Origin of the sequence: Paenibacillus campi, from assembly GCF_034659835.1 — a bacterium.
Taxonomy (GTDB): Bacteria; Bacillota; Bacilli; order Paenibacillales; family Paenibacillaceae; genus Saccharibacillus; species Saccharibacillus campi.
In genome coordinates this window covers 58,478-82,831 of sequence record NZ_JAXSQZ010000005.1, presented here as the reverse complement: position 1 = coordinate 82,831, position 24,354 = coordinate 58,478, and the positions used below count along the sequence as shown (strand labels likewise).

The 24,354-nt window shown below is 47.6% G+C and carries 16 protein-coding genes; 9 read left to right on the top strand and 7 right to left on the bottom strand.

The genetic code is table 11. The annotated features are described in order from the left end of the window. The first annotated feature begins 174 nt into the window (after positions 1 to 174). From U1I11_RS13540 to ppk1, 5 genes are all read left to right on the top strand, one after another. Entirely contained in the window at positions 175 to 441 is a 267-nt protein-coding gene (locus U1I11_RS13540; protein WP_322906663.1) for an AbrB/MazE/SpoVT family DNA-binding domain-containing protein, read from the top strand. Then, complete coding sequence (locus U1I11_RS13535) at positions 441 to 812, top strand: type II toxin-antitoxin system PemK/MazF family toxin (protein WP_322906662.1); 372 nt, start codon at positions 441 to 443, stop codon at positions 810 to 812. The genes U1I11_RS13540 and U1I11_RS13535 overlap by 1 nt, the downstream gene beginning before the upstream one ends. A gap of 351 nt (positions 813 to 1,163) precedes the next feature. After that, positions 1,164 to 2,123: a polysaccharide deacetylase family protein gene (locus U1I11_RS13530; RefSeq protein WP_322906661.1), complete on the top strand. Its 960-nt coding sequence runs from the start codon at positions 1,164 to 1,166 to the stop codon at positions 2,121 to 2,123. A gap of 633 nt (positions 2,124 to 2,756) precedes the next feature. Next, the gene (locus tag U1I11_RS13525; protein ID WP_322906660.1) at positions 2,757 to 2,975 is read left to right on the top strand and encodes a hypothetical protein; all 219 of its coding nucleotides are present in this window, start codon (positions 2,757 to 2,759) and stop codon (positions 2,973 to 2,975) included. Between the two features lie 150 nt (positions 2,976 to 3,125). Continuing rightward, positions 3,126 to 5,270: a polyphosphate kinase 1 gene (ppk1, locus tag U1I11_RS13520; RefSeq protein ID WP_322906659.1), complete on the top strand. Its 2,145-nt coding sequence runs from the start codon at positions 3,126 to 3,128 to the stop codon at positions 5,268 to 5,270. On the opposite strand, the gene U1I11_RS13515 is transcribed toward ppk1, so the two are convergent. After that, positions 5,203 to 6,759 carry a Ppx/GppA phosphatase family protein gene (locus tag U1I11_RS13515; protein ID WP_322906658.1) on the bottom strand — a complete coding sequence of 519 codons (1,557 nt, stop codon included), beginning with the start codon at positions 6,757 to 6,759 and terminating at the stop codon, positions 5,203 to 5,205. The genes ppk1 and U1I11_RS13515 overlap by 68 nt on opposite strands. A 274-nt stretch (positions 6,760 to 7,033) precedes the next feature. Here U1I11_RS13515 and U1I11_RS13510 point away from each other — a divergent pair, with 274 nt between their 5' ends. After that, positions 7,034 to 7,771 (top strand): HAD family hydrolase, encoded by a 738-nt coding sequence (locus tag U1I11_RS13510; protein ID WP_322906657.1) that lies wholly within the window; start codon positions 7,034 to 7,036, stop codon positions 7,769 to 7,771. 430 nt (positions 7,772 to 8,201) lie between these two features. Here the strand turns inward: U1I11_RS13510 and U1I11_RS13505 are convergent, their stop codons facing one another. Continuing rightward, positions 8,202 to 10,292 (bottom strand): Na+/H+ antiporter, encoded by a 2,091-nt coding sequence (locus U1I11_RS13505; RefSeq protein WP_322906656.1) that lies wholly within the window; start codon positions 10,290 to 10,292, stop codon positions 8,202 to 8,204. A gap of 740 nt (positions 10,293 to 11,032) precedes the next feature. On the opposite strand from U1I11_RS13505, the gene U1I11_RS13500 reads away from it, so the two are divergent. Continuing rightward, positions 11,033 to 11,722, top strand: coding sequence for an ArsR/SmtB family transcription factor (locus U1I11_RS13500; RefSeq protein ID WP_322906889.1), 690 nt, complete (start codon positions 11,033 to 11,035; stop codon positions 11,720 to 11,722). A 363-nt stretch (positions 11,723 to 12,085) separates the two neighbouring features. On the opposite strand, the gene U1I11_RS13495 is transcribed toward U1I11_RS13500, so the two are convergent. Then, positions 12,086 to 12,952, bottom strand: a complete 867-nt coding sequence (locus U1I11_RS13495; RefSeq protein ID WP_322906888.1) for a DMT family transporter — start codon at positions 12,950 to 12,952, stop codon at positions 12,086 to 12,088. Positions 12,953 to 13,536: 584 nt separating this feature from the next. Between U1I11_RS13495 and U1I11_RS13490 the strand changes: the two genes are divergently transcribed. After that, positions 13,537 to 16,671: an alpha-mannosidase gene (locus tag U1I11_RS13490; RefSeq protein ID WP_322906655.1), complete on the top strand. Its 3,135-nt coding sequence runs from the start codon at positions 13,537 to 13,539 to the stop codon at positions 16,669 to 16,671. A gap of 829 nt (positions 16,672 to 17,500) precedes the next feature. After that, entirely contained in the window at positions 17,501 to 18,460 is a 960-nt protein-coding gene (locus U1I11_RS13485) for a polysaccharide deacetylase family protein (RefSeq protein ID WP_322906654.1), read from the top strand. 682 nt (positions 18,461 to 19,142) lie between these two features. On the opposite strand, the gene U1I11_RS13480 is transcribed toward U1I11_RS13485, so the two are convergent. The 4 genes from U1I11_RS13480 to ilvA all read right to left on the bottom strand — a co-directional run bounded on the left by U1I11_RS13480 (position 19,143) and on the right by ilvA (position 24,170). After that, positions 19,143 to 19,790, bottom strand: coding sequence for an S-layer homology domain-containing protein (locus U1I11_RS13480; protein WP_322906653.1), 648 nt, complete (start codon positions 19,788 to 19,790; stop codon positions 19,143 to 19,145). A 48-nt stretch (positions 19,791 to 19,838) separates the two neighbouring features. Beyond that, the gene (locus U1I11_RS13475; RefSeq protein ID WP_322906652.1) at positions 19,839 to 22,055 is read right to left on the bottom strand and encodes a S8 family serine peptidase; all 2,217 of its coding nucleotides are present in this window, start codon (positions 22,053 to 22,055) and stop codon (positions 19,839 to 19,841) included. A gap of 310 nt (positions 22,056 to 22,365) precedes the next feature. Further along, the gene (locus tag U1I11_RS13470) at positions 22,366 to 22,665 is read right to left on the bottom strand and encodes a putative quinol monooxygenase (RefSeq protein ID WP_322906651.1); all 300 of its coding nucleotides are present in this window, start codon (positions 22,663 to 22,665) and stop codon (positions 22,366 to 22,368) included. 233 nt (positions 22,666 to 22,898) lie between these two features. Continuing rightward, on the bottom strand, positions 22,899 to 24,170 hold the full coding sequence (gene ilvA, locus U1I11_RS13465; RefSeq protein ID WP_322906650.1) for a threonine ammonia-lyase IlvA: 1,272 nt from the start codon (positions 24,168 to 24,170) through the stop codon (positions 22,899 to 22,901). Positions 24,171 to 24,354: the final 184 nt, after the last annotated feature.

Genomic DNA, 24,354 nt, shown 5'->3' with positions numbered 1-24,354 from the left:
GTACAAAATTTAATGTATATACTTTGTATATACTAATATGAAGGAATATAGTATACTATGATGCATATCCATCATTCGCAATATAGGTCTACCTATGCACACATCTTATTTTATTTTCTCACTTCAATTTCTACGTTTTCTGTACAAAGCACGCTTGAATAGGAGGTATAGATAATGGTCACATCAACGATAAAAAAATGGGGCAATAGCCTAGCTGTACGCATTCCAACCGATATCGCCAAAAGTCTGGAATTTGTAGACGGAACTGAAGTACGGATTGAACATAAAGATAATCAGATTGTGATCACACCTGTTTTTCCAGAAGCCGATGATCAGGAAGCGTTGCGAGCGCTATTTTTACGATTGCGAAGCGGAACTAAGCCGGGTTCAGAAACGATGCAAGAGCTGTTTGCCGATTGTGTAGGAGATGAACATTTATAATGGCTATTCAAGGTGCTATTGAACGCGGAAGCATTGTACTGCTTGATTTCTCTCCTCAATCTGGCAATGAACAAGCCGGGAGAAGACCCGGTATCGTTCTCTCCGATGGTCTTATCGATCCAACTAACAGTTTTTTTGCCATTATTGTACCGATCAGCAATACCGGACGTCATTATCCGTTTCATGTCCAAGTACCACCTGGCATAACGATTAAACGTCATCATGATTCTGAATTAACAGGCTATGTGTATACAGATCAGGTCAAATCGCTTGATCTCAATCATCGCAATGCCCAAGTAATTGGGAAAATAGATGAACATTGTATTTTTTATAAAACGATCGTAACCTATGTGCGCTCTATGCTCGCTTGAATAGCTGTTCCACGCTCATGAGACGCCTGCGCAGGCGTCTCTTTTTATACCATTCCAAATGTCACATAAGCCAATATTCCTGCTCTACTATACGCATATGATTCTTTAGTAACATAATATTTCATTTAAATCTGTCCGATGTTATACATAAGTCCATCGTTTCACCGTATGGTGTTGCAATGCTGCCGAAGGGTACACACCAAGCTTGTTTGCGATACATACCGCTTCGCCCGTCATGAAACAACGCCAATCTGCTTACCGTTGCCTGGCAATCAAGCTGCTTTCGTTCGTGTCTATTGTACATGTCAGCAGCTTACATCTTATCTTGTTTGTAAAGGAGCCTATGAAGATATGTCGTTCAGACGCATCCGTAATATGATTATCGTCATGCTCTATGTTGCGATCGCTTTTGTCATTACCTTTTATGTACTGAGCATGAAATATCCGCATGCCTCTGCCTTTTCATACGAAACGTGCCGAGCAACCTATAATATGACCGATGATCTGTTCAAAACATTAAATGGCGAAGTGCCGGAAGATGCTGCCAATGTCGCTGCCGCTTCCAAATCTGTCCATTTAAAAACAGCTCCTGCTGGCAAAGCGAATCATATCGCTGTGCTAATGTATCATTATGTCGTACCGCAAAAATACAATATCGAGCCAAACAATGCGCGCATCAATCTGGAAGCGTTTGAAGCAGGCATGAAATATTTGCACGATGAAGGCTATCATACCGCCACATTAAAAGAGCTGGAGCAATATGTAAGAGGCGAAATTCAGTTGCCGGAAAAGACGGTCGTGCTCACATTTGACGACGGGTACCAGAACAATGTCATCTACGCTTATCCGGTGCTGAAAAAGTATGGCTTTAAAGCGAACATTTTTATCGTCGGCACCAAGCTAAGCGAGCAGAAGCAGAAATTCATTCCGACTGCCAAAACGACCATTTCACGCCCGGAAATGAAAGCGACAAGCGATGTGTTTACGTACAATAGCCATACGTACAATTTGCATTACAAACGGCTTGTGCAATGCGCTGAATATTACGCCGCTGGTAAAGACAGTACAAGATTCATACACGATATCGGGCTGATGAAAAGTAAAACCGGCATTAATACCCCTTATTTTGCGTATCCATATGGCGAATACGATCCACAGATGGTGTATGATCTAAAACGCAACGGCTACCGGATGGCATTTACTGTACGTCCTGGCTTTGTGCATCCGGGCGATGATCCGATGTATTTGCCACGCCTGAACGTTACTTCGACTACGACGATCAAGCATTTGCTACATTTGCCGGATGAATAAGTTGTATATCCGCATAGGCATTTGCCGGAAGATAGCGTATAAATGTTCATGCAAAATGGAGCAAAATCGAATAAATCGCATGTGAAATCACCTCTGCTGTCTGCCTGTCACAGGTTTGCGGCAGGGGTTTTTGTGCATATTGCCTCTTTTGCGATTTGTGGCTGCTATCGATGTACAATGTCCAACAGCACTTTTATACGCATTCTATCTGCATCTATATCTAATATTTTCTATTAAACAAACAAGCGACAGCAATGATGTGCACCGATACGTTTTGTAATCTTTTGTGCGTAGGACTACGTTTACTCCATGCGGTTCCTTTATTCACAATTCTTTATTCACGATCCTTTATTGACTATGTAATGTAGCTTGCTATGTATAGATGACTGTATGGCAATCTGTTCAATACGTTGTTTGGTTTAGCGGCTAGTCTTGCCGAACAGTATAGTGCCGACGATTTTGCTTTGCAATTTTAAAGCGATTCACTCAAAATATAAGCAGGCGGGTAATGATGAGTTACACGCTACTTCCATTCAGCTTGCGTGCAGCAGTCGTGTTTGCAGCCGTTATTGTGGCGGGCTGTCCATTTTGCCGCACAAAGTAGCGATCCTTTACATGGAAGGGGGCTTAACTATGAAACTTGGTGAATGCCTGAATATGTTGCACAATGATATGATCTTAATCGCTATGAACCGCCCCGGATATCCAGCCTATACCGTGAAAAAATGGAAAACGCTGCTGCCTTTGGAAGACGAAGGATACGAGTTGCGCACCCGCAGCTTTAACTTTGGCAGAACGCAAAAGCGCTCGATTGCTAAAATGGATGGAACCCAATTATGGAACGAAAGTTAACGCATTTTTTTACACGGCGTTAACAAAAGTTATCTATACTGTCTATATACGCTACATTTTTGCATTATTCGACACGGTTGCTGGCGGGAATTAGCAAATAGCATCATCCGTCACACCAAATCTGGAACAAAACCATGAACCGGAGGCATTATGGAAACTAAACATGGACACCACCAAGCTCAAGCAACGTATATTAACCGGGATTTAAGCTGGATCGAGTTCAATACCCGAGTTCTAGAGGAAGCGCAAGCATCAGATACGCCACTGCTGGAACGAATCAAGTTTCTCGGTATCGTTTCCCGCAACCTCGACGAGTTTATGAGTGTACGGGTTGCAGGTATCCGTAATCAGATCAAAGCAGGCTACAACAAAAAAGATTTTACCGGCTATACCCCTGCCGGATTATACAAGCGCCTGACTAAACGTGTGGAAAAAATGGTGTCACATCAATACCGTACATATCGGGAGCTATCCCGTTTGCTCGGTAAGCAGGGGATCACCCTTACCCATTATGGTGACCTGAGCGTTACCCAGCAAAAAGCCGCAGATGCGTATTATCACGACGTCATCTATCCGGTACTGACACCGATGGCTGTAGATCAGAGCCGTCCGTTCCCGCTCGTACACGGTCTGAGCATTTATTTGTCGGTCGTGCTGGAACATCCGAATCTGAAAGCGATCGAACAAGAGGATGGTGAAGCGTATTATTTTGCGATCGTGCAAATTCCGTCGAATTTGCCGCGTGCTGTAGCGCTTCCACATCGTCAAAACAGCAAAAAACAGCAGTATATTTTAATCGAAGATTTGATTTGCCAGCATATTCAGACGCTGTTTGGCGGCTATACACCGATCGCGGTCAATGCTTTCCGCCTGACCCGTAACGCCGATCTGGACATTAATGAAGAAGATGCGGAAGACTTGATGGAAGAAATCGAAAACCAACTGCGCAAACGTAGACGCAGCGCCCCGGTACGACTGGAAATTCAGAAGGATTTTCATCCTTATGCACTCGCCCAGTTGCTGGAAGAATTCGATGTGAGCGAAGCGGTGTACGAAATTGAGGGCCCGCTTGATCTAGGTTTTTTACTCGGCTTTTCCGATTCGGTCGTCGGGCGCGATTCACTCCGCTACACACCGGAAATTCAGCGCTATGCACCGGAGTTTCCAGATGGTAGCGAAACGGACTTTTTTAGCGTCATCCGTGAACGTGATGTGTTGCTGTATCATCCGTATGAATCGTTTGATGCGATTAGCGACTTTATCGAACAGGCGGCAGATGATCCCGATGTGATGGCGATCAAAATGACGCTGTATCGTGTGAGCGGCAAATCATCGCTCATCCACTCGCTTGCCCGTGCTGCCGAATCCGGCAAACAAGTGACCGTTGTCGTCGAACTGAAAGCACGCTTTGACGAAGAACGAAATATCGTATGGGCGAAAATGTTAGAAAAAGCAGGTTGTCATGTTGTGTATGGACTCGTCGGGCTGAAAACGCATGCCAAAGTCATTCTCGTCGTGCGTCGTGAAGGCAATATGCTACGCCGTTATATCCATATGGGAACAGGTAACTACAATGCTTCCACTGCCAAGCTATATACGGATGTGGGCTTGTTGACCGTCAATCCGCAAATCGGTGAAGATGCGTCCGAGGTGTTCAACCATATTACCGGGTATACCGAAAGCCATGAATGGCAAGCGGTCGCGGTCGCACCGAGTACGATGATGAACAAATTCGTGTCGCTCATCCGACGCGAAGCTGACCATGCCCGCAATGGCAAACCAGCGCGCATTATCGCCAAAATGAACTCGCTCTCCAACCAGCAAATTATCGATGAACTGTATGCCGCGTCGCAAGCTGGCGTCAGCATCGATCTGATCGTACGTGGTGTATGCTGTTTGCGCCCAGGTGTAGCCGGATTGAGCGAAAATGTGCGCGTGCGCAGCATCGTTGACCGTTATTTGGAGCACTCCCGTATTTTTGCTTTTGATAATGGCGGTGAACAGGAAGTATGGCTGGCGAGCGCGGATTGGATGACACGCAATTTGACGCGTCGGGTCGAACTAATGTGCCCGTTATTTGACAAAAACACAAAAACCGCTGTGCTGAACATTCTGAACCTCATCCTTGCGGACAATGTAAAAGCCAGAATATTGTTGCCAAGCGGTAATTATGAATTGTTCAAAAATGGAGAACCGCCGCTGCGCAGCCAGTTCAAAGCATGGGATATTAGCTCGTGGAAACCGTATGTACCACCAGCCGCACTCGGACATCCCACTCCTTCTCCAAATCTTTAACAGCTTCCGTAATTTCTTCAACTTCCATAGAGGCTTCGGTGCGACAATGAATCGTCAGCTCGAAGTCTCTACCTTTGCGTACAGCGAGCAGCGATTCCACCGGCTGTGTCTCGCTTGTATCCATCGCGGCAGCCAGCTCAAGCACCGCCCCGAGGCGACGAATGCGCTCCTCGTCTTTAGGATGCAAAATATCCGCATATTCCACCGAAATGCGTCTCTTTTTAATTTTCCCTTTGCTGCCAAAAATAGCGATAAACGCAACCAATACCGTCTCTCGATGATCAAGCCCAGCCAATGCACGTGTTGTGAGCAAATAGCGGGTATGTTCTTCATACTCATGGTAACCGATCTTCATTCCGATCTGATGCAGCAATGCCGCCGTACGCAGCAGCTTTACATTCCAGCGATCGTCCATGCCTTCGCCCAAACCTTCGTACAGCTGCACAGCTACTTTGGCAACTTGCCGCAGATGACGTTGGCGCGGCAATGGTTCAAGCGCAAGCACCGATTCCAGCTCATATTCCAGCACATCGTCCAGCACGGCATGCTCACGTCCGCGCTCCCATTCAAAAAACAGACCGTCCCGCAATCCGGTGCCGCTGATCAAATAATGGTCACACTCCATATAAGCGAACAATGTACGCAAAATAATCATGCCTGGCACGATAATATCGGTACGGTTTTTACTCAGCCCGGCGATGCGTTTACGCTGTTCGTTCGTCATCGACGGCAGTTGCTGGTAGTAATAATCCGCGTCTTCTGCCTGAAGTGGATATTGATGAATTTGCTCCATCGAATATTTGCGTTTGCGCTGGTGCATTTTGCCAATCGCCCGAATTGTACCGCCTAGTCCAACGAGCGTCAAACCTGGATTACTGCTAATCCATGTGTGCGCCTCAGCTGCTTTTAATACAAGCTGCTCCAGCTCGGCAACGGACTTCTCATCCCAGCGTCCATGCTCATGATTGCCAAAACGCACATTCATATTCACCGCACCAAACGGAAACGACACACTCGAAATGCGCGTCCGCTCGCGGAATAATGTAATTTCGGTACTGCCGCCGCCGATATCGATAATATAGCCATCTCGAATATCGATCCGGTTTACGACGCCGATAAAACCGTAATGACCTTCCATCTCGCCAGGCAACAGCTCAATTTCAAGCCCGGTCTGCTCATTTAAGTAGCGAATGACTTCTTCTCCATTGACTGCATTACGAATCGCCGCTGTCGCTACCGCCCGAATCTCGCTCACTTCATACGCGCGACTGACATCGGCAAACTGGCGCAGCACCGGTACGATAAAACGCAGCGCTTCCAGCGGCAGCTCGCCTTCCGGCGTTACGATCGCACTCAGGCGTGCCGATTCACGGCATTCCTTGAGCACTTTGTAACCCATGCCGCCCCCGTTTTCATAAATGACCAGCCGGATGGAGTTTGACCCGATATCCATAATGCCTACGCGGCTAAGCTCTGTTTTGTGTCCCATAATAGCCTCCTGTCTTTACTGATCACACTCACCAGTCCGATGACCGGAAATTCACTGTTCCAATTATACCTTAATTGAGCAGCAATCAGCATCCCTTACATCGGACAATGCCAACAATTTATGTTAGGATCATCCGCAGAGCAGGCTTGATTTGAAATGATAGCTGACTTTGCAGTAAGCTAGAACTATAGAAATATTCACTTCAACACTGTCATATTGATCATACTGTAACGGCGATTAGGATGGCAGTCCGGCAAGGTAGGAGGAGATGGAAATGAACCTTATTTTTGATATGGATGATACATTGTACGATCAGATGGAGCCGTTTGGTCATGCATACAATGATGTGTTCGGTGCACAAGCACAGTATGAAGTGCCGGTAGAGCGTCTGTTTGTAAAAAGCAGATTGCATAGCGATGTCGTGTTTGATCAGGTGCAAAACGGTCTGATGAGCGATGATGAGATGCATGTGTACCGGATTACACATGCTTTTGCTGATTTTGGGATTGCGATTTCGGTGGAACAGGCGCTGGCATTTCAGGAACGTTATGCTTTTCATCAGCAGTATCTTGAAGTGCATCCGTTTATGAAAGAACTGCTCGATTACGGTCAACAGCACGGCTTGCGGATGGGTATCATTACGAACGGCCCGGCAGAGCACCAGGCAGCCAAAGTCAAGCAGCTCGGTATGGAACGTTGGATTGCGCCGGAAGACATTTTTATTTCAGGCAAAATCGGCATCGCCAAACCGCATACTGCCATCTTCCGCTATGTCGAACAACAGATGCAGATCGTTCCTGCGGACACATGGTATTTTGGCGATGCTTACGCTAATGATGTCGTCGGCGCCAAACGAGCCGGCTGGCACTGTGTCTGGATTAATCGCAGACAAATCCCGTTGCCGGAAAATGCGCCGTATGTGCCTGATGCGAACCTCGACAAAACAGAGCATCCGCTTGATTTGGTGCGACATATAATCGAACAAGGTAATAGTTCCGCTTCGACAACATGAGGGATGAATGATCGGATCGTGTACAAATACGATAATGCAGTTACATTAGCTTAAATTTAAATAATAAAAATTGAGCGGATGATACCGTTTAGGCAGCGTCTTCAAACCGTCAACTTTGTCATTTGATGAAGCGAAAAGATAATGTTTCAAATGAAATGAGCCGCCCGTACAGCATAATTTAATGCACAAACTGGATCGAATAGTCTGTAGAGCAGTTTGGAGACACGGTTCAGCTAAATCGGATATTCAGCTTAGCGCTTCACTGCGGAATGTTACTTTACTGTAAATAAACGCTTCAGCCAAGTTAGGCAGCCGAGCGGATAATCGACAATATAGGCGATTTGCTCAGCTAGGAATAGGGAACGATCAAAAAGGACAAGGCGATAAGTAGCCCTGTCCCTTTTGATCGTTCCAAACAGCTAATCCGTGTTTACGTCTCCATCAAAATCCACTTTTCCAAATCTTGCACAAAGCTGCGCATTTTGCGTGCATATTGACGGTCGATTTCGCCGCTTTCATATAGCTCCTGTACGGTATCCCGTTGATTTTGGACCGCACTAGTGATCAGATTAAGCTTGTTTTCATCGAGCGTAATGTCCGGTGCGATTTGCTCGTTAAAATATTGGATCGATTTCATAATTTTGCGGTAACGGGAAATGACTTTTTCGGCAGCTTCCTCGTTATGATCGGTCATATGACTGCGAATCGCTGCGATCGCTGCCGGGCACGATTGCAGTTTTAAATGTTTGAGCATCCGGAGTTTGTCCAGCTTGCTAACCGGTTCGGATTCGTCCGTTTCTTCAGCGCCCGACTGCGTTGCTTCGGCATGACTAATCGGAGCCGGTATATGCATCGGCAGCATGCCTTTCCATTTGTCCACACATTCGGCAATACCGGTGTCGATGCGGTCGGTCAGCACATTTTCAATCCGATCGAGCCGATACTCAAACTCCATCGCCAGCTCAGGCGTAATCTCGCCTGTATCGCGCAGCTTCCGCGCCACTTTGCGCTCTGCCTGGATCGCGGTCAAATACAGTTCGACCTCCTGCTGATCCGGGTTCGGATCATGCAAAATCGCTGGCTGCAAGCCGTTTTTGCGAAACATATACTGTGTAATATCGGCAATGAGCGTCTGCGCCGCTTCCCGGTTCGCATCATTAGTGCTCGATTCCACCGACTGCACCGCCGCCGACAACACTTTCATACGAATCCGGTCTTCGGCAAATTGGCGCTGTAACGCCCCCCGTCCAGCTTCGGATGCACTAGCGACCTCCGCCTGCGGTTTGGGCGACAATACCGGCAACAACAAACTTGCCAGTATAAGCGTTAGTAAAATGACCCCTGCCGCAATAAACAAAATCAGCTCTCGCTGCGGGAAACCGGAGCCATCGTTTAACACATACGGAATCGAAAATGCCGCCGCCAGCGTCAATGCCCCACGTACACCAGATAACGAAGTGAGCAAAATGCCGCGCACATCTGGGCGCTTATCGTCCATCTGTCGACTCATCACATAGCGCACTTTCCAGTAACAATAAATCCAAATAAACCGCAGCACATACAGCAACAGCGTAATGAGCGCCACATAGCCGAGCACAAGCCCGTTATTAAACTCCGGATTGGTGAAAATGCTGCCCATCACCTCCGGAATTTGCAAGCCGAGCATCATAAATACGAGACCATTAAGCGTGTACACGATCACCGACCATGTGCTTGTTGACACAATCTGCATTTTGAGCTGTACCGATTCGGCGCGATCTTTTTCCATCGCATACACGATCCCGCCTGCCACAACAGCCAGGATACCGGACACGCCTACTTCCTCTGCTAGCAAATAAATGACAAACGGCGTTAAAATTTGCCAGAGCACATGAACGGTAATGTCTTCCATGCCCCATTTGCGTACAAGCACTTGACAGCGAATGAGCACAAACGAAGCTAACGTACCGATCGCCAGTCCACCAAGCGCCACCAGCAAGAAATTAAACGAAGCTTGCCAAAGTGAAAATGTGCCGGTCACCATCGCAGCGACAGCGAACTTAAACGCCACTAGTCCGGAGGCATCGTTCAATAGTGATTCGCCTTCCAGCAACCGATGAATCGAACCGGGCAAATGAATTCGTTTGGCGAGCGAGCCGACCGCTACCGCATCGGTAGGCGACAAAATCGCTGCCAGCGCAAACGCAGCCGGAAGCGGAATGCTCGGGATCAAATAATTAATTGCATACCCGGCAACAATTACCGTTACAAACACAAGCCCAAAGGCAAGCAAAATAATCGGCACCCGCAAATTCCATAGCTCACCACGCGGTGTCTGCCGGGCATCATTATATAGCAGCGGTGCGATAAACAACACCAAAAACAGCTCTGGATCAAGCTCTACTTTTAATCCAAACAGAGCAACCCCGATCCCGAGCACAATCTGAAACAACGGCACCGGAACAAAGGGAACTAGCCGATTCAGTACATTAGAAATCCCGATAAAAAACAAAATCACAAGTACAGCGATAAAATGCTCCATGCCCATCCCCTTTCGATTGTAGCCGATTAACGTGCTAGTTATACAAACGCTAATGATACAAACCTCCATGAACAACATACCCACCGCGCTTCGTTGGCAAACCGTTGCCGGCTCGTTATGGGGAGAACATGCTCACCTTAAAGTGCACGAGCTGCCCTTAATACAAAAATGATCTCGCGCCAACGTACAAGCAGCATACAGCTGCTGGATACACGCTCCCAATTTCTTCGCAGCGCAGTTATATGTTTATTTTACCATGTTGTGCAAGTGGAAGTGTGGACATGAATATGACCGAGTTGGCAGAAAGCATTTTTTGCTTTGGAGCGTGGACATGAATAGGTACAGTAGCATACGTGCTACACTTTGGCAATAAAATAACAGAGCGGCTCGCTCAATTCACATATGCCCTCTGCTGATTTTATCGCAGCAACAGTTGCCGTGCACATAAGTGTACTTATATAGACGGGAGTTTGCACGTATAGACTATTACCTTGACTGTTTTCAATATTTGATTTCAATCCGCTGCATATCCTTATTTATAAAGGGAATCTGTGCAACATCAAACTATATATTTAAAACGGTCAGAGTACTAGTTTCCATCGTCAACACAATATGCTCGTCTTCAGATGTGCTTATTCCATGTCCATGATCGGATGCAGACAAGCGCATTGTATACTATAGTTAAATGCAGATCGAACTATGTCTTACTATTTTCTCGCAAAGGAGCGATATTCATGACTCTGCATTCCAACCTAGCCAATGTCGCCTCATTACTAGGCGAACCGTCGCGCGCCAATATGCTGACCGCATTGCTGGATGGACGTTTTCATACGGCAGGCGAGCTGGCTCATGCCGCTTCTATCACACCACAAACCGCCAGCTTTCATCTGGCACGCCTAACCGAACACGGTTGGATTCGCACTGAAAAGCATGGTCGGTATCGGTATTATCGACTGGCTGACAGCGAAACGGCGCAGCGCTTAGAGCAATTTCTTGCCATTTGCCCGCTGCCAGAAGTGCGCTCATTCACACAATCTCGGCAGATGGATCGTTTGCGATATGGACGGACTTGTTATGATCACCTGGCTGGACAGGTCGGCGTTACGTTAACTGAAGCGCTTGTGGAGAGCGGATATTTACTGGCACAAGATGGAGCGTTTGAAATGAGTGTGGCAGGAGCAGACTTTTTCACTGCACTCGGTCTTGATCTGCCCCAGCTTCGCCGCAAACGACGCACATTTGCTCATGCTTGTCTCGATTGGAGCGAGCGCAAGCATCATGTTGGCGGTGCGCTTGGTCATGGTTTGCTACATTTGTGTCTGGAACGCGCTTGGATTGAGCGTATGCCAGGCATGCGGGCTATCGCAGTGACAGCGGATGGGCAGCATGCCTTACAGAAGCATTTTGGCGTACAATTTGCTATAAAATAAGCGCTGGTCAGAGTTGCCAGCGCTTGCTATTGATCTGTCTTACATCCGGACAACAATATCGACACCGACAAGCGAGCCGCTGCATACACAGGGCTCACTTCGTCGTTCGTCGTTCGTCGTTCGTCGTTCGTCGTTCGTCGTTCGTCGTTCATCGTTCATCGTTCATCGTTCATCGTTCATCGTTCATCGTTCATCGTTCATCGTTCATCGTTCATCGTTCATCGTTCATCGTTCATCGTTCATCGTTCATCGTTCATCGTTCATCGTTCATCGTTCGTCGCAAATGATATCGTTCTATTCGCTTGTACACAACTGCCAAATTCGCGCGATATCGATCCGTCCACTCCATTTCACCCTCCCATGTTACACATGCTTCGCCCGAAACTGCCGATTCACCAAATAGATGCCTGCCAAAATACACAATCCACCCGCGATCAGCGATGGATATAGCGGTTCACCTAATAACAACCAGCCGGTCAGCACACCGAAAAATGGGGCGAGGAACAAAAAGGCGCTCGTTTTGCCTGGATCGCTATTTTGCAACACATAGTACCAGCCCGCAAATTGTACGATCGACGATAACAAACTTAACCAGAGCAAAATCACAATCGAAGCGCCATTCCATACAAAAAACGATCGCTCCAGCAACAAGCTACACAGCAGCAGTACTATGCCGCCTGTCAGCATCTGATACGCCGACAACACCCATGTATTCAACCCACTTCCCCATTGCCGGACGAGCAGCGTCGCAATCGCCCATGACACCGCCGAAGCCAGTCCGAACACGAGCCCGATCTTCCATTGCAGCTGCGCACCGACGGTAATGCCCACACCAATCAGTCCGAGCAGCACACCCATCCATTGATACCAACGGTAGCGCATACCGGCAAACCATGTGCCAAATACGACTACCAGCAGCGGATTCGTAAAGGTTAAAATCGATGATTCACCCGCCGTAATCGTACGCAAACTAATAAAAACACAGCCCATTACCCCTGCCGTCTGAAAGGCGCCAATCAGCATCATTTTGCCCCAATCTTGCAGTCGTACCGGATGAGGCTGGCGCAGCAGGCGAACGAGCACCGCCATGATCATACCGGCAAGCAAAAAGCGCAATCCGGCGAGCCATAAAGGCGATGCATACGCCAAGCCCATTTTGCCGATCGCAAACGACGAGCCCATTAGAAAAGTAGTCAATCCGATCAGCAACAACATTGAAATTCGATTCATCATTTCGCTCCTCTACATCGACTCATCCAAATGTAACCTATCTCCCCTATCGTTGGGCATCGGTGCATTTTGATTCGTATATGTTGTATGTATTACCCATTTTATATGCTGAGAACGGCATCGTTATCCGGGTTAAAGCGATTGTATAACAGATTCGTTTCAGCGCTCATCGAAGTATCGAATACATTATATAAATATAAGTGTGAGATGATGCGATTGCAGCGTTCAATCTGCTACATACCACTATTGTTAACGGTGGCAGCGAATGGCGATCCACCTAATTTAATATGTATAATTTGCTTAATATTGGGTCTTTTAACAGCGGTATACTCACATTTTCAGCTTTTCATGTCACCATTTCCCAGCTGCGATATGTCGTATTTGTTTTATCATTTTAAATTCAGAGATAACATATTGTATTTGCGTGCAGGATGTGCCAACATGGGAAGTGGAAGTTCGCTTGTCCCCCGAATGGCAACATCATGACCAGACACCGTTTGCCTGTAATCGTCGATCTCGTCCGACGTACAGGCTTGCTCACCGGTTGACCTGCGGAAACTCACCAACGATCAAGGAGTGAAGGTATGTTTTTAACAGAGCAGAAGCTAAAATCCCGACTCGATGAACTGGATAGCTATCGTTACCGTGACGCCATTGTACTGTCTTCGTTTCAAACGCATGAAGATGATGGTAAGCGTATTCATTCCGACCCGTTACAACCGGATGACACTTGGACCGAAATGAAGTTGGGTGACACTTGGACTGGACGTGATCGTTATCTGTGGCTAAATGTTAGCGCAGAAGTGCCTGCAACATGGAGCGGCAAAACGATTCTGGGCAGATTCGATTTCGGTAAAACAGGCGGCGGCACAAACTCCGGTTTTGAATCGCTGCTTTATTTGAACGGACAACCGTATCAAGGTGTAGACTCCAACCATATGGAAGTGTTTCTGCCCGCTGGTGCGGCTGGACAGCAGCAACAATTGACGTTCCGTCTGTGGACAGGTTTGGAAGGCGGCGGCAAACGCATCTTGCAAAAGCATGAGCTGCAAACGGCAGAGCTGTGCTGGCTTGATGAGCCGACCGACAATCTGTACTATACTGGCGTGACCGTACTGGAAACGGTGCAAGTGCTGAGCGAGCATTCACCTGAACGTGCTGATCTGTTGCGTGCGATCGACCGTGCTTTCCGTTTGATCGACTGGGCGGTGCCTGGCTCGGATATTTTCTATGCCAGCGTACAACAAGCGGAACAGCTGCTCGATGAGCTGGTTGGTGAGATCGGCAAGCATTCCTCCGTGCAATTAACCGCCATCGGGCATACGCATATCGATGTGGCATGGCTATGGCGTCTCAAGCATACACGCGAAAAAGCGATTCGTTCGTTCTCAACGGTAATGCGATTAATGGAAAAATTCCCGGATTATGTGTTTTTGCAAACACAACCGCAACTATATGAATATGTGAAACAAGATGCACCTGAGCTGTATGAGCAGATCAAAGCGCGGATTGCTGAAGGACGCTGGGAAGCTGGCGGTGCGATGTGGCTGGAAGCGGACTGCAATCTGACGAGCGGGGAATCGCTGACACGTCAGCTGCTCATTGGCACACGCTTTTTCAAAGATGAGTTTGGCGTGGAATCGGATTACTTATGGCTACCCGATGTATTCGGCTATAGCTGGGCGTTGCCGCAAATTTTGAAAAAGTCGGGTATCGATACCTTTATGACGACCAAGATCAGTTGGAACCAGTTTAACCGGATGCCACATGATACTTTCCACTGGCGCGGTATCGACGGCACGGAGGTGCTGACGCATTTTATTACGACGACGGAACCGGATTCCGAGCCGGGTTCATGGTTTTATACGTATAATGGGCAGCTTGTGCCCAAAACGGCTCAAGGTAGCTGGGAAGCGTATCGGGACAAAGAAATGAATCGTGAACTGCTCGTCTCGTACGGCTATGGCGATGGCGGCGGTGGTGTAAACCGTACGATGCTGGAAATGCGCCGCCGGATCGATCGTATGCCAGGCTTGCCGCATCTGCGCACTGGGCTGGCAGGAGATTATTTCCGTCGCCTGCAAGAAACGGTAGCGAATACCGACAGCTATGTGCATACATGGGATGGCGAGCTGTACTTGGAATACCATCGTGGTACGTATACAAGCCAGGCGTACAACAAACGTATGAACCGCAAGCTAGAGCTGCTGTATCGTGAAGCCGAATGGCTAAATGCATGGCAGAGCGCACTCGGCGGCAACTGGAGTGCGTATCCGCAGCAACAACTGAATGAAGGCTGGAAAATTATTTTGCGTAACCAGTTCCATGATATTATTCCCGGTTCTTCGATTCGTGAAGTATATGAAGACAGCCGTGAGGAATATGCGGAAGCATGGCAGATCGGTGCCGAGGCATGGGAACAAGCGGGTCAGCTTGTTGCCGCACAAACGGACAGCCTTTCCCGTACCGTCTGGAACTCCGCGCCGTGGGCAAGTGGTGGCGTGCTAACGATCGCTGCGGACGATGCGCTGCAAAATGGGGTGTGGACAGCCGCAGATGGCACCGCACTGCAAGCCGAGCTGCATGATAGACAATGGATCGTGCAGGTGCCACAGGTGCCAGCACTAGGTTATACGACGATTACATTTGATCGATCCGCCGCTGCACAGACAGCGGATTCACCGTTTAGCGTGAATGGTCGGAGCCTGACGACACCATTTTATGAACTGGAATGGAATGAGCAAGGACAATTGACCCGTCTGTATGATCGTACGGCAGATCGCGAAGTGCTGCCTGCTGGTGCGCGTGGCAATGTGCTGCAATTGTTTGAGGACAAACCGCTGAATTTTGATGCATGGGATATCGATATTTATTATCAGGAAAAAATGAAAGAAGTGCAGGAACTGGTCGCATCCGAAGTGATCGAAACCGGTCTATTGCGCACGGTCGTTCATTTTGAATGGAAAGTGGGCGAATCGACGATCCAGCAGCATATGGTGCTGTACGCAGACGAGCGCCGGATCGACTTTATTACTGAAGCGGATTGGCATGAGCGGCAACAATTGCTCAAAGTCGCCTTCCCGGTTGATGTGCGTTCGACCGAAGCGACCTACGATATTCAGTACGGCAATGTGAAGCGTCCGACACATTGGAATACGAGCTGGGATAGCGCACGCTTTGAATCGGTCGGTCACCAATGGGCAGACTTGTCCGATCGCGGCTATGGCGTCAGCCTGCTAAATGATTGCAAATACGGCTATGATATTAAAGACAATGTACTGCGTCTGTCATTGATCAAATGCGCGATCCATCCGGACTTTGAAGCGGATCAAGGACATCATGAGTTCACCTATTCACTGCTGCCACACGCAGGCGACTGGCTGCAAGGCGGCACCGTTCCAGCCGCATGGGCACTCAATAGCCCGTTGCGCGTAACGACCGGCAGCTCGGACATACCGGAACGCTCGCTGTTCACACTGTCCGGCGGCACAGCGATGATCGATGCCGTCAAAAAAGCCGAAGATAGCGATTGCATTATCGTACGTGTGCATGACTTCTCCGGTAGCCGTCAGCGTCTAACATTGACGAGTGAACTGGGCATTACGAGCTATCGCGAATGCAATCTGATGGAGAAGTCGGAAAGTGAACATGCCGCTGGCGATACGATTGCATTTGTACTGGAACCATATGAGATCAAAACGTTTGAAATTGCACTGTAATCCATTCTTGCTCACTAAAAGACAAGTGCATAGCCTAGACCGTGTTAAATAAGCCGTTTGATCGTACAGAGCAGCGATGTTCTCCTACTACGCTGCTACGATTCAGTATATCTTTCATAAGATCGAATCCACCGCACATTGAATGTAAGCGGGTCAATGTACTCGTCAGCTGACCGGTATTGATCGATCGGGATGAACATAACGAATGCCTGCTGCTTTCCATACATGAGAGGGAAGTAGCAGGTCATTTGTTATCTATATGTATGTATTAGATCAACCATCATTCGACAAAATGCTAGCTCAATCATTCACCTTCCAACCGTATACATATCTCGGATCATACAAGCGAAATGTAAGATTGGAACAGCCATCAGCTCGTCAAATGTATGCGCAGCTCCACCAATACACTACTTATTCGGATTTCTTATTATTGTGTCCACTGTGTTCACACTTCTGACAACTACACATATATACACTTTTAAAATCTGTACTCACACAGTTTTCATACATTTAGCCGATATAATCTTAATAACGGAACATGCATAGATTACGGTTATCAAATGGCATGAACAATCGGCTTCATATGCAAAAGTCAACTACGGGACTGTTACTATTCTTCAGCCGAAATGTAACTTTTTGTCGACAACTTTCGTTTAAGATAAGTAAAGTATTGCCTTAACTGACGTTGTTTGCTGAATCGCTATCATCTGCTAATGCGATCGTACCGTCTATTCATTTACAGAACGCGTCTGGCACTGTCTACAGCGGTATTAGCGCATATCTGTACAGTTCCGTCTATTTTCACGTTAAAGGAGACATCCCTAAAAGCATGCGTAAGTCTTGGAAAAAGTATACGTTCGCCCTGCTGGCGGTGTTGCTCGTCGTCTATGTTCTCGGGGTGAATTTCCCGAAGTCCTCCATTTTGGCCCATAAAATGTGCAGTTCCTGGGTCGCTGCGCAAAATGAAGTATTTTATTTACAGCATCGTAATGAAATGGATCATGCAAATGTGGCGCTCGCCTCAAGCTATGTCGCTCCAAAAGGAACAGCCTCGAAAGTCGCTGTGCTTATGTATCACTATATCGTACCAGCCAAAGACAATACCGAACCGAAAAACAACTCGATTATCGACCTTGAAGCATTTGAAAAAGATATGAAATACTTACATGATAACCATTATCATACCGCTACATTGCAAGAGCTGGAAAAGTTCGTCAATGGACAAGCGTCATTACCGGAAAATACAGTCGTACTCAGCTTTGATGACGGCTACCAGAACAATATGATCTATGCTTACCCGATTATGAAAAAATACGGCTTCCATGCCACGATGTTTGTAATCGGCTCCAAAATCCAGCCGAAAACAGAAGCGTTTGATCCGCACAAAACAAGCTATGTATCGCGCGAAGAAATGCAAGCGACGAGCGATGTGTTTGAATTTAACAGTCATACGTACAATTTGCATTTCAAAGAACCACTGCATTGTGGGGACGAGTATGCGGCAGGAATGGACCCGAATCGCTTTGTCGCAGATGACCATATTATGCGTACCGAAGCCGGTATTAACACACCATACTTTGCGTATCCATATGGCGATTTCCGGATGCAAATGATCTATGCGCTCAAACAATGCGGCTTCCGCATGGCATTTACAGTCCATCAGGGCTTTGTACGCCCAGGTGATGATCCGTATCAATTGAAACGTCTAACCGTCATTTCGACGACCAATTTGGGCGAGCTGCTGCATATGGATCATGATCCAGACGGCTCGGCACCGGTAGCGTTTTAAGACCGATAGGCAACAGCTAGCACGAATCGGATTGTACTGACGTTATCGCTAATAGGTTGCGATTATGCAAGTAGACTTGTTTTGATCGCTACACGTTATAGCATTTGACAATCCTACTTTATCGATAATAAATAATGTTAACCATATAAAAATCCCTTTTCTGCTGTTTGACCGGAATCTCATCGATACGATGATGATCAAGTTAGAGCGGAAAGGGGATTTTTGGCATGCAGCCTATTTGCATTACATGGGATCGTCTCGTTTACTTTCATTCAAAGGCATGCTTATTTCATGATCGCTTGATCATAAATATGTTTAAGTGCGTTCAAATCTGATTGCGGATGGAGATAACGCAAGAGCCTATAACTGCTAACTGCTAACCGTTAACTGCTACACACTAACCTATTCCTGCACTTTATCGTTCACTTCGTATTGCCTTACACAAAGCTCCACAAAGCAAAACCGGGCATCCTGTTCACAACTATGAACGGATAACCCGGCTCTACTCCTTACTTACATATACACATCAAACGATCAGCTTCCCACAGTAACTGTACCTTTGGTCATCGGTACGCTCATCGTCATCCGTGTTCTTATTTGCCAATTACCGGATTAACGATCATACAAGACGAACGGGTGGAAGTGCTGATCGCTCGCCTTGTTTTGTTAGCCAACTACCGGCTTAACGATCAGCTACTGGCGGCAGATCAGCCGCATTCGAAGCGTCTTGCGGACGATCCAGCAGACCACCTGCACCGTAATCGACGAAATTTTTAATAAATTGCAGCGCTTCGGCACGAGTTAGCGATTGTTTACCTTTGAATGAAGCGACGGTGGACTGACCGGCATTGCTACCGTTTGCCAACCCAAAAGCGAGCAAATACCGAATCGCATTGTCACCGCTAAAATTTACACCGTCCGCCGCCGCGATCAGTTGCGCCACACTAGCACGGTTAATCGTCTGGTTGCGAGTAGCCAGAACGGTATAACTTTGCACCGGATAATTCAACGCTTTGGCACGTACATAATAAGGGGTTGCCCAGCCTGCTTTGCCGGTTGCCTTTACTTCCGGCTCATAGGAGCGAATCAACATCGCTACAAACTCGGCTTCCGTGACCGTTTTATTCGGTTTAAAACTTCCATCTGCATATCCTTTTACGAGTCCAGTTTGAACTCCCCATGCAATCGTATCGCGTGCCCAATAACTAGCGGACACATCGGAAAAGAGCTTTCCATCCGCCGCCTGTGCCTGCTGTGGCATGCTAGCGGCAATCGTCGTCAGCAGCAAGCTTAAAGCCAATAGCCAACGTACTACTATCCGTTTATTCATCGCTGTTCACCTTTCCATCTATCAATCTATTGGATTCATCGCATATGATTATCGAGTCGTAAATTGCAGCACAAGCGGGTTGGTCAGCTCTGTCGCTTGGTCGGAACGAGCGGCGGCTTGACCTTTGATTCCTCTTTCCAGTACGACTGTATACGTTTGACCGGAGTCAAAGCTGCCTGTTGTCGGTGTAATGAAAATACGGTTAAATTTGACCGCGACCTGTACATTGCCTGCGATCTTACCGTTTCCATCCAACACAGTCACATTGTCGGTATTGATGGTAGCCGGATCAATGTATTTGTATTGGCTATTTTTGGTGACGACTTGCAAGCTGATCCGTACAGGTATAGTGCTTGGCAGGCTAGTACGCATCGGCACATCTTGAATGCCCAAATTTTGTTTAAGTTCAGCCAATTGTTTGCTAAAGCTGGCATTGTTCAATCCTAAACCGCTAAAGCTTGCTTTCATATAATCGGACGCTTTGCCTGATGTTTTGGCAGCGCTCAATTGTTGCTGTGCCTGTTGAGTCGGCGTAAGCGATACGGCTGGTGCTGGAGTCGTTGGCGTTACGACAGAACGTGATGGCGCTCCGCCACCGCCACCGCCTCCGCCACCACCGCCACCACCGCCGCCTCCTCCGCCTCCTCCGCCACCAAATGCCGGGATAAGCGCGACCTCATTGGTCGGTGCTGGTGTCGTCACGACTGGCACCGTTACCGCAGGCGTTGGCGTAACGCTCGGTACAATGGTGCTCGTCGGTGTTGGCGTGATGGAAAGTACAGGCTGAACTTCACTGGACGGGCTTGATGATTCATTGCTCGGTGAGGTTGAAGACGGTAGTGCAGCCGTTTTGGCGCTTACACTTTTGCCGAGCGATTCATTCCCCATCTGATCATACGTTTTGAGCGTAAAGTTATACGTTGTATCTGGCAACAATCCTTGTGCAGTATACACATTGCTTTGTACTGTTTGCACGGCTTGACTGTAGTCGCTAGACAGATGCACACCGGCAAAGTCGGAATCAGACGGGTTTTGCCAGTTTAATGTGATCGTATCTGTACCGATCTGGCTCGTTTGCAGCTGACTCACTTCGCCGGGAGCGGTAATATCTTTAAATGTAACAAAGCCATAGCCGTATTCGGAATCCCGTCCGGCTGTACCGAGATCAAGCGCATAGTTTTGCAATTTGCTGCGCAGCTCGGGAGCTGACAAGGATGGGTTTTCCTGTTTCAAAATCGCTGCCATCGCCGCTACATGTGGTGCTGCCTGCGATGTACCACTGGCGATTGCATAGCCATTTTTCAAATACGTGGACACGATCTCTACACCCGGCGCCGCCAGTTCTACCTTTGGACCGGTCGACGAGAAACTTCCACGTTTTAAATCTTTATCGACAGCCGCTACCGCGATCACACTGCTGTATTTGGCAGGATAGTTTACCGTATCAGTGCCTGCGCCGCTATTGCCAGCAGAAGCAACGACAACGATGCCAGCCTGGTACGCTTGATCCAGCATATTGTGCAATAGCTGTGAATCATACTCTGTACCGAGCGATAGATTAATGACATTCATATGGTTCTGGATCGACCAGTCGACACCTTCCAACACATCTTGCAAATCGCCTTTGCCGTCTGCGCCCATCGCTTTGACCGCATAAAGCTGGACACCTGGCGCCATACCGGTCACTTCGCCGTCATTGTTATGCGCGGCGATAATGCCTGCTACATGTGTGCCATGACCGTTATCATCGGTATAGGATGTTGTATAACTTACGGTGGATACGCCGCCCGCAATCGTTAATTCAGGGTGGGCAGCAATACCGGAATCGATCACAGCCACTTTAATGCCTGAGCCGTTGTAACCTTTTGCCCATTCCAAATTAGGCTGCTCTGCTTGGTAGTTCCACTGCGCTTGCTCATGTGCATTCACCGGAGCTGTATTGCCGAGCGGTGTTACTGCATCATTGTCTGTCAGCTGAAACGGAACATTGCGCTCGATATAAGCGATATCCGGATTTTGCACCAGACTGCTCAAATCTGCCTGTGTAACGGTTGCTGAAACCGCAGGCACCGTTTTAAATTCATGCTGAACGTCAACACTTTGATTAAGCACAGCTTCTTTGCCATCCTCGTTTTTGTAAACGACGATTACATCCTGCTCCGCACCTGCGGCAAATGCCTGATCATACCCATATGTCGAAGCCACGCCAAACAGGCTGGACACCGTAAACAGAGAAGCGATCCATATCGTTGCTGTCTTTTTCATGCTAGTCATTCCCTCCGACTTCGGCGTTCAAGCGTTATGCTTCTCACCGTTCTAAATGATGGTCGACATGTCTTTGCTCCACAAAGAAATCCGGTCTGCTGCAATGCTGCTCTGTATAATCTGTATATTTATAGGTAAATTCCGCATTGTTTCGGGAATATTCGACAGGCTAACTTAGTGAGATATATCGGAGTACTATCCGTAATTATGTATAGTTTAAATAAAAAATCCCCCTTATATTTCAAAGGGAGATTCGGAGCATGCCTACACGATGATCATATCGCTTGTCATCAATGTTTAATGTACGTTATTAGCCGCGCTTCAGTTCTGTCGCTTCAAATACTTTGGCATCCAGTGGAGCAGCCGCAAATTGCTGCATATCCTGCACAAACTTTTGGAAATGCGGAGTCGCATTGTGCAGCTTCATCGCTTCCGCATCCTTCCATTCTTCGACCATCGTGAACAGATTATGTTGCTTGACATCGCGTTTTAGCACGTAGGAGATATTGCCTTCCTCCGCTTGGGAAGCGGTCACCAGTGCATCGATTTCTTGCAAAAATTTATCAACCTGTTCAGGTTTGATCAACATATTAGCATGAATAATAAGCATAATTATATATCCTCCTTAGTAGTTATCAACTGTAATAAACTTACTTTAATAGTATAGACCATTTTGAGCGAAAAACCAAATCGTTAGCAAACAAAGCACACTTCCATGCCGCTGTATCGATTACTTCCGTTTGCAGACAAAGCAATACCCGGCTTTCTTCGGATAAGAAATGCCGGGTATATGCTAGTCCGTCTATGGATCACGCAGGATCACGAACGACTCGCTCGGGTCAATTAAATTAACAGATTAAATAGGTTCGGATTGCGATTTAGCTCCACGTACTGGATATTATGATCATCCATCCGCTCAATGAGTGCGCCATAATCATCCGGCGAACTTAGCTCAATCCCGACCAATGCCGGGCCATTCTCTTTGTTATGCTTTTTCGTATATTCAAAACGGGCGATATCATCATTCGGGCCGAGCACTTTTTGCAAAAATTCGCGCAGGGCGCCTGCACGTTGCGGGAAATTAATCGTAAAATAGTATTTCAGCCCTTCATAAATGAGCGAGCGCTCCTTAATCTCTTGCATGCGATCGATATCATTGTTGCCGCCGCTAATAATGCAAACGATCGTTTTGCCTTTGATCTGATCACGATACATATCTAGCGCCGCAATCGGCAATGCTCCTGCCGGTTCAGCTACGATCGCATTTTCATTGTACAAATCCAGAATAGCGGAACATGCTTTCCCTTCTGGTACACGAATCACATCATCCAGCACTTCGCGGCAAATCGCATACGTCATCTGTCCGACACGTTTGACGGCTGCACCGTCGATAAATTTGTCGATTTCATCAAGCGTCACGACTTCATTACGGCTAATCGCCTCGCTCATCGATGCCGCTCCGAGTGGCTCTACGCCAATCAAGCGCGTGGAAGGACTAATTGTACGCATATATTGACCGACACCGGCAGCAAGACCGCCACCGCCAATCGTAATAAACACATAATCCGCCGGACGATCCAGGCTTTCCATAATTTCCATCCCGACCGTACCATTACCGGCAATAATATAAGGATCATCAAACGGATGAATAAAACTCATGCCATGCTCTGTACACGTTTGGATCGCTTCAGCATAGGCATCATCAAACGTATCACCTACGAGAATCACTTCAACATTGGCACCACCAAACTTTTTCACCATTTTGACTTTTTGGTTTGGGGTTGTGCTTGGCATGTATACTTTCCCCTGAATATTCAAGTGTCGACATGAAAAGGCAAAGCCTTGTGCATGGTTGCCTGCACTGGCACATACGATACCGCGTGACCGCTCCTCGTCCGACAAATGACGAATCCGGTTATAGGCACCACGAATTTTGAACGAGCGCACAACCTGCATGTCCTCCCGCTTTAGATACACCTCGCACTCATACTTGTCCGACAGGGTAGCATCCCGTTGCAGTGGTGTACGTACAATAACGTCACGCAACACATGATGCGCGCGTACGATATCCTCCATACTGACTGTTTGCGAATTGTTGTCCTCCGTTGCTTTCATTGCTTTTCTCCTCACTCCAGACGCCCATCCCGTCATTATTCGTTTTGGTTCAGCATCTTTGTATGCTGCCAAATCGAGGCGTAAGCTGTCATTGATCCTGCTATGGAATCAACTGGCTAGGCGCCGATTCAGCACGTAGTTTCCACCCGAACGGGTATCGCTGCTTGCTCGCATGATGCTATTG

Coding starts and splice junctions, on each gene's coding strand:
- U1I11_RS13540 (WP_322906663.1), top strand. CDS start 175: ATGGTCACATCAACGATAAAAAAATGGGGCAATAGCCTAGCTGTACGC.
- U1I11_RS13535 (WP_322906662.1), top strand. CDS start 441: ATGGCTATTCAAGGTGCTATTGAACGCGGAAGCATTGTACTGCTTGAT.
- U1I11_RS13530 (WP_322906661.1), top strand. CDS start 1,164: ATGTCGTTCAGACGCATCCGTAATATGATTATCGTCATGCTCTATGTT.
- U1I11_RS13525 (WP_322906660.1), top strand. CDS start 2,757: ATGAAACTTGGTGAATGCCTGAATATGTTGCACAATGATATGATCTTA.
- ppk1 (WP_322906659.1), top strand. CDS start 3,126: ATGGAAACTAAACATGGACACCACCAAGCTCAAGCAACGTATATTAAC.
- U1I11_RS13515 (WP_322906658.1), bottom strand. CDS start 6,759: ATGGGACACAAAACAGAGCTTAGCCGCGTAGGCATTATGGATATCGGG.
- U1I11_RS13510 (WP_322906657.1), top strand. CDS start 7,034: ATGAACCTTATTTTTGATATGGATGATACATTGTACGATCAGATGGAG.
- U1I11_RS13505 (WP_322906656.1), bottom strand. CDS start 10,292: ATGGAGCATTTTATCGCTGTACTTGTGATTTTGTTTTTTATCGGGATT.
- U1I11_RS13495 (WP_322906888.1), bottom strand. CDS start 12,952: ATGAATCGAATTTCAATGTTGTTGCTGATCGGATTGACTACTTTTCTA.
- U1I11_RS13490 (WP_322906655.1), top strand. CDS start 13,537: ATGTTTTTAACAGAGCAGAAGCTAAAATCCCGACTCGATGAACTGGAT.
- U1I11_RS13485 (WP_322906654.1), top strand. CDS start 17,501: ATGCGTAAGTCTTGGAAAAAGTATACGTTCGCCCTGCTGGCGGTGTTG.
- U1I11_RS13480 (WP_322906653.1), bottom strand. CDS start 19,790: ATGAATAAACGGATAGTAGTACGTTGGCTATTGGCTTTAAGCTTGCTG.
- U1I11_RS13475 (WP_322906652.1), bottom strand. CDS start 22,055: ATGAAAAAGACAGCAACGATATGGATCGCTTCTCTGTTTACGGTGTCC.
- U1I11_RS13470 (WP_322906651.1), bottom strand. CDS start 22,665: ATGCTTATTATTCATGCTAATATGTTGATCAAACCTGAACAGGTTGAT.
- ilvA (WP_322906650.1), bottom strand. CDS start 24,170: ATGAAAGCAACGGAGGACAACAATTCGCAAACAGTCAGTATGGAGGAT.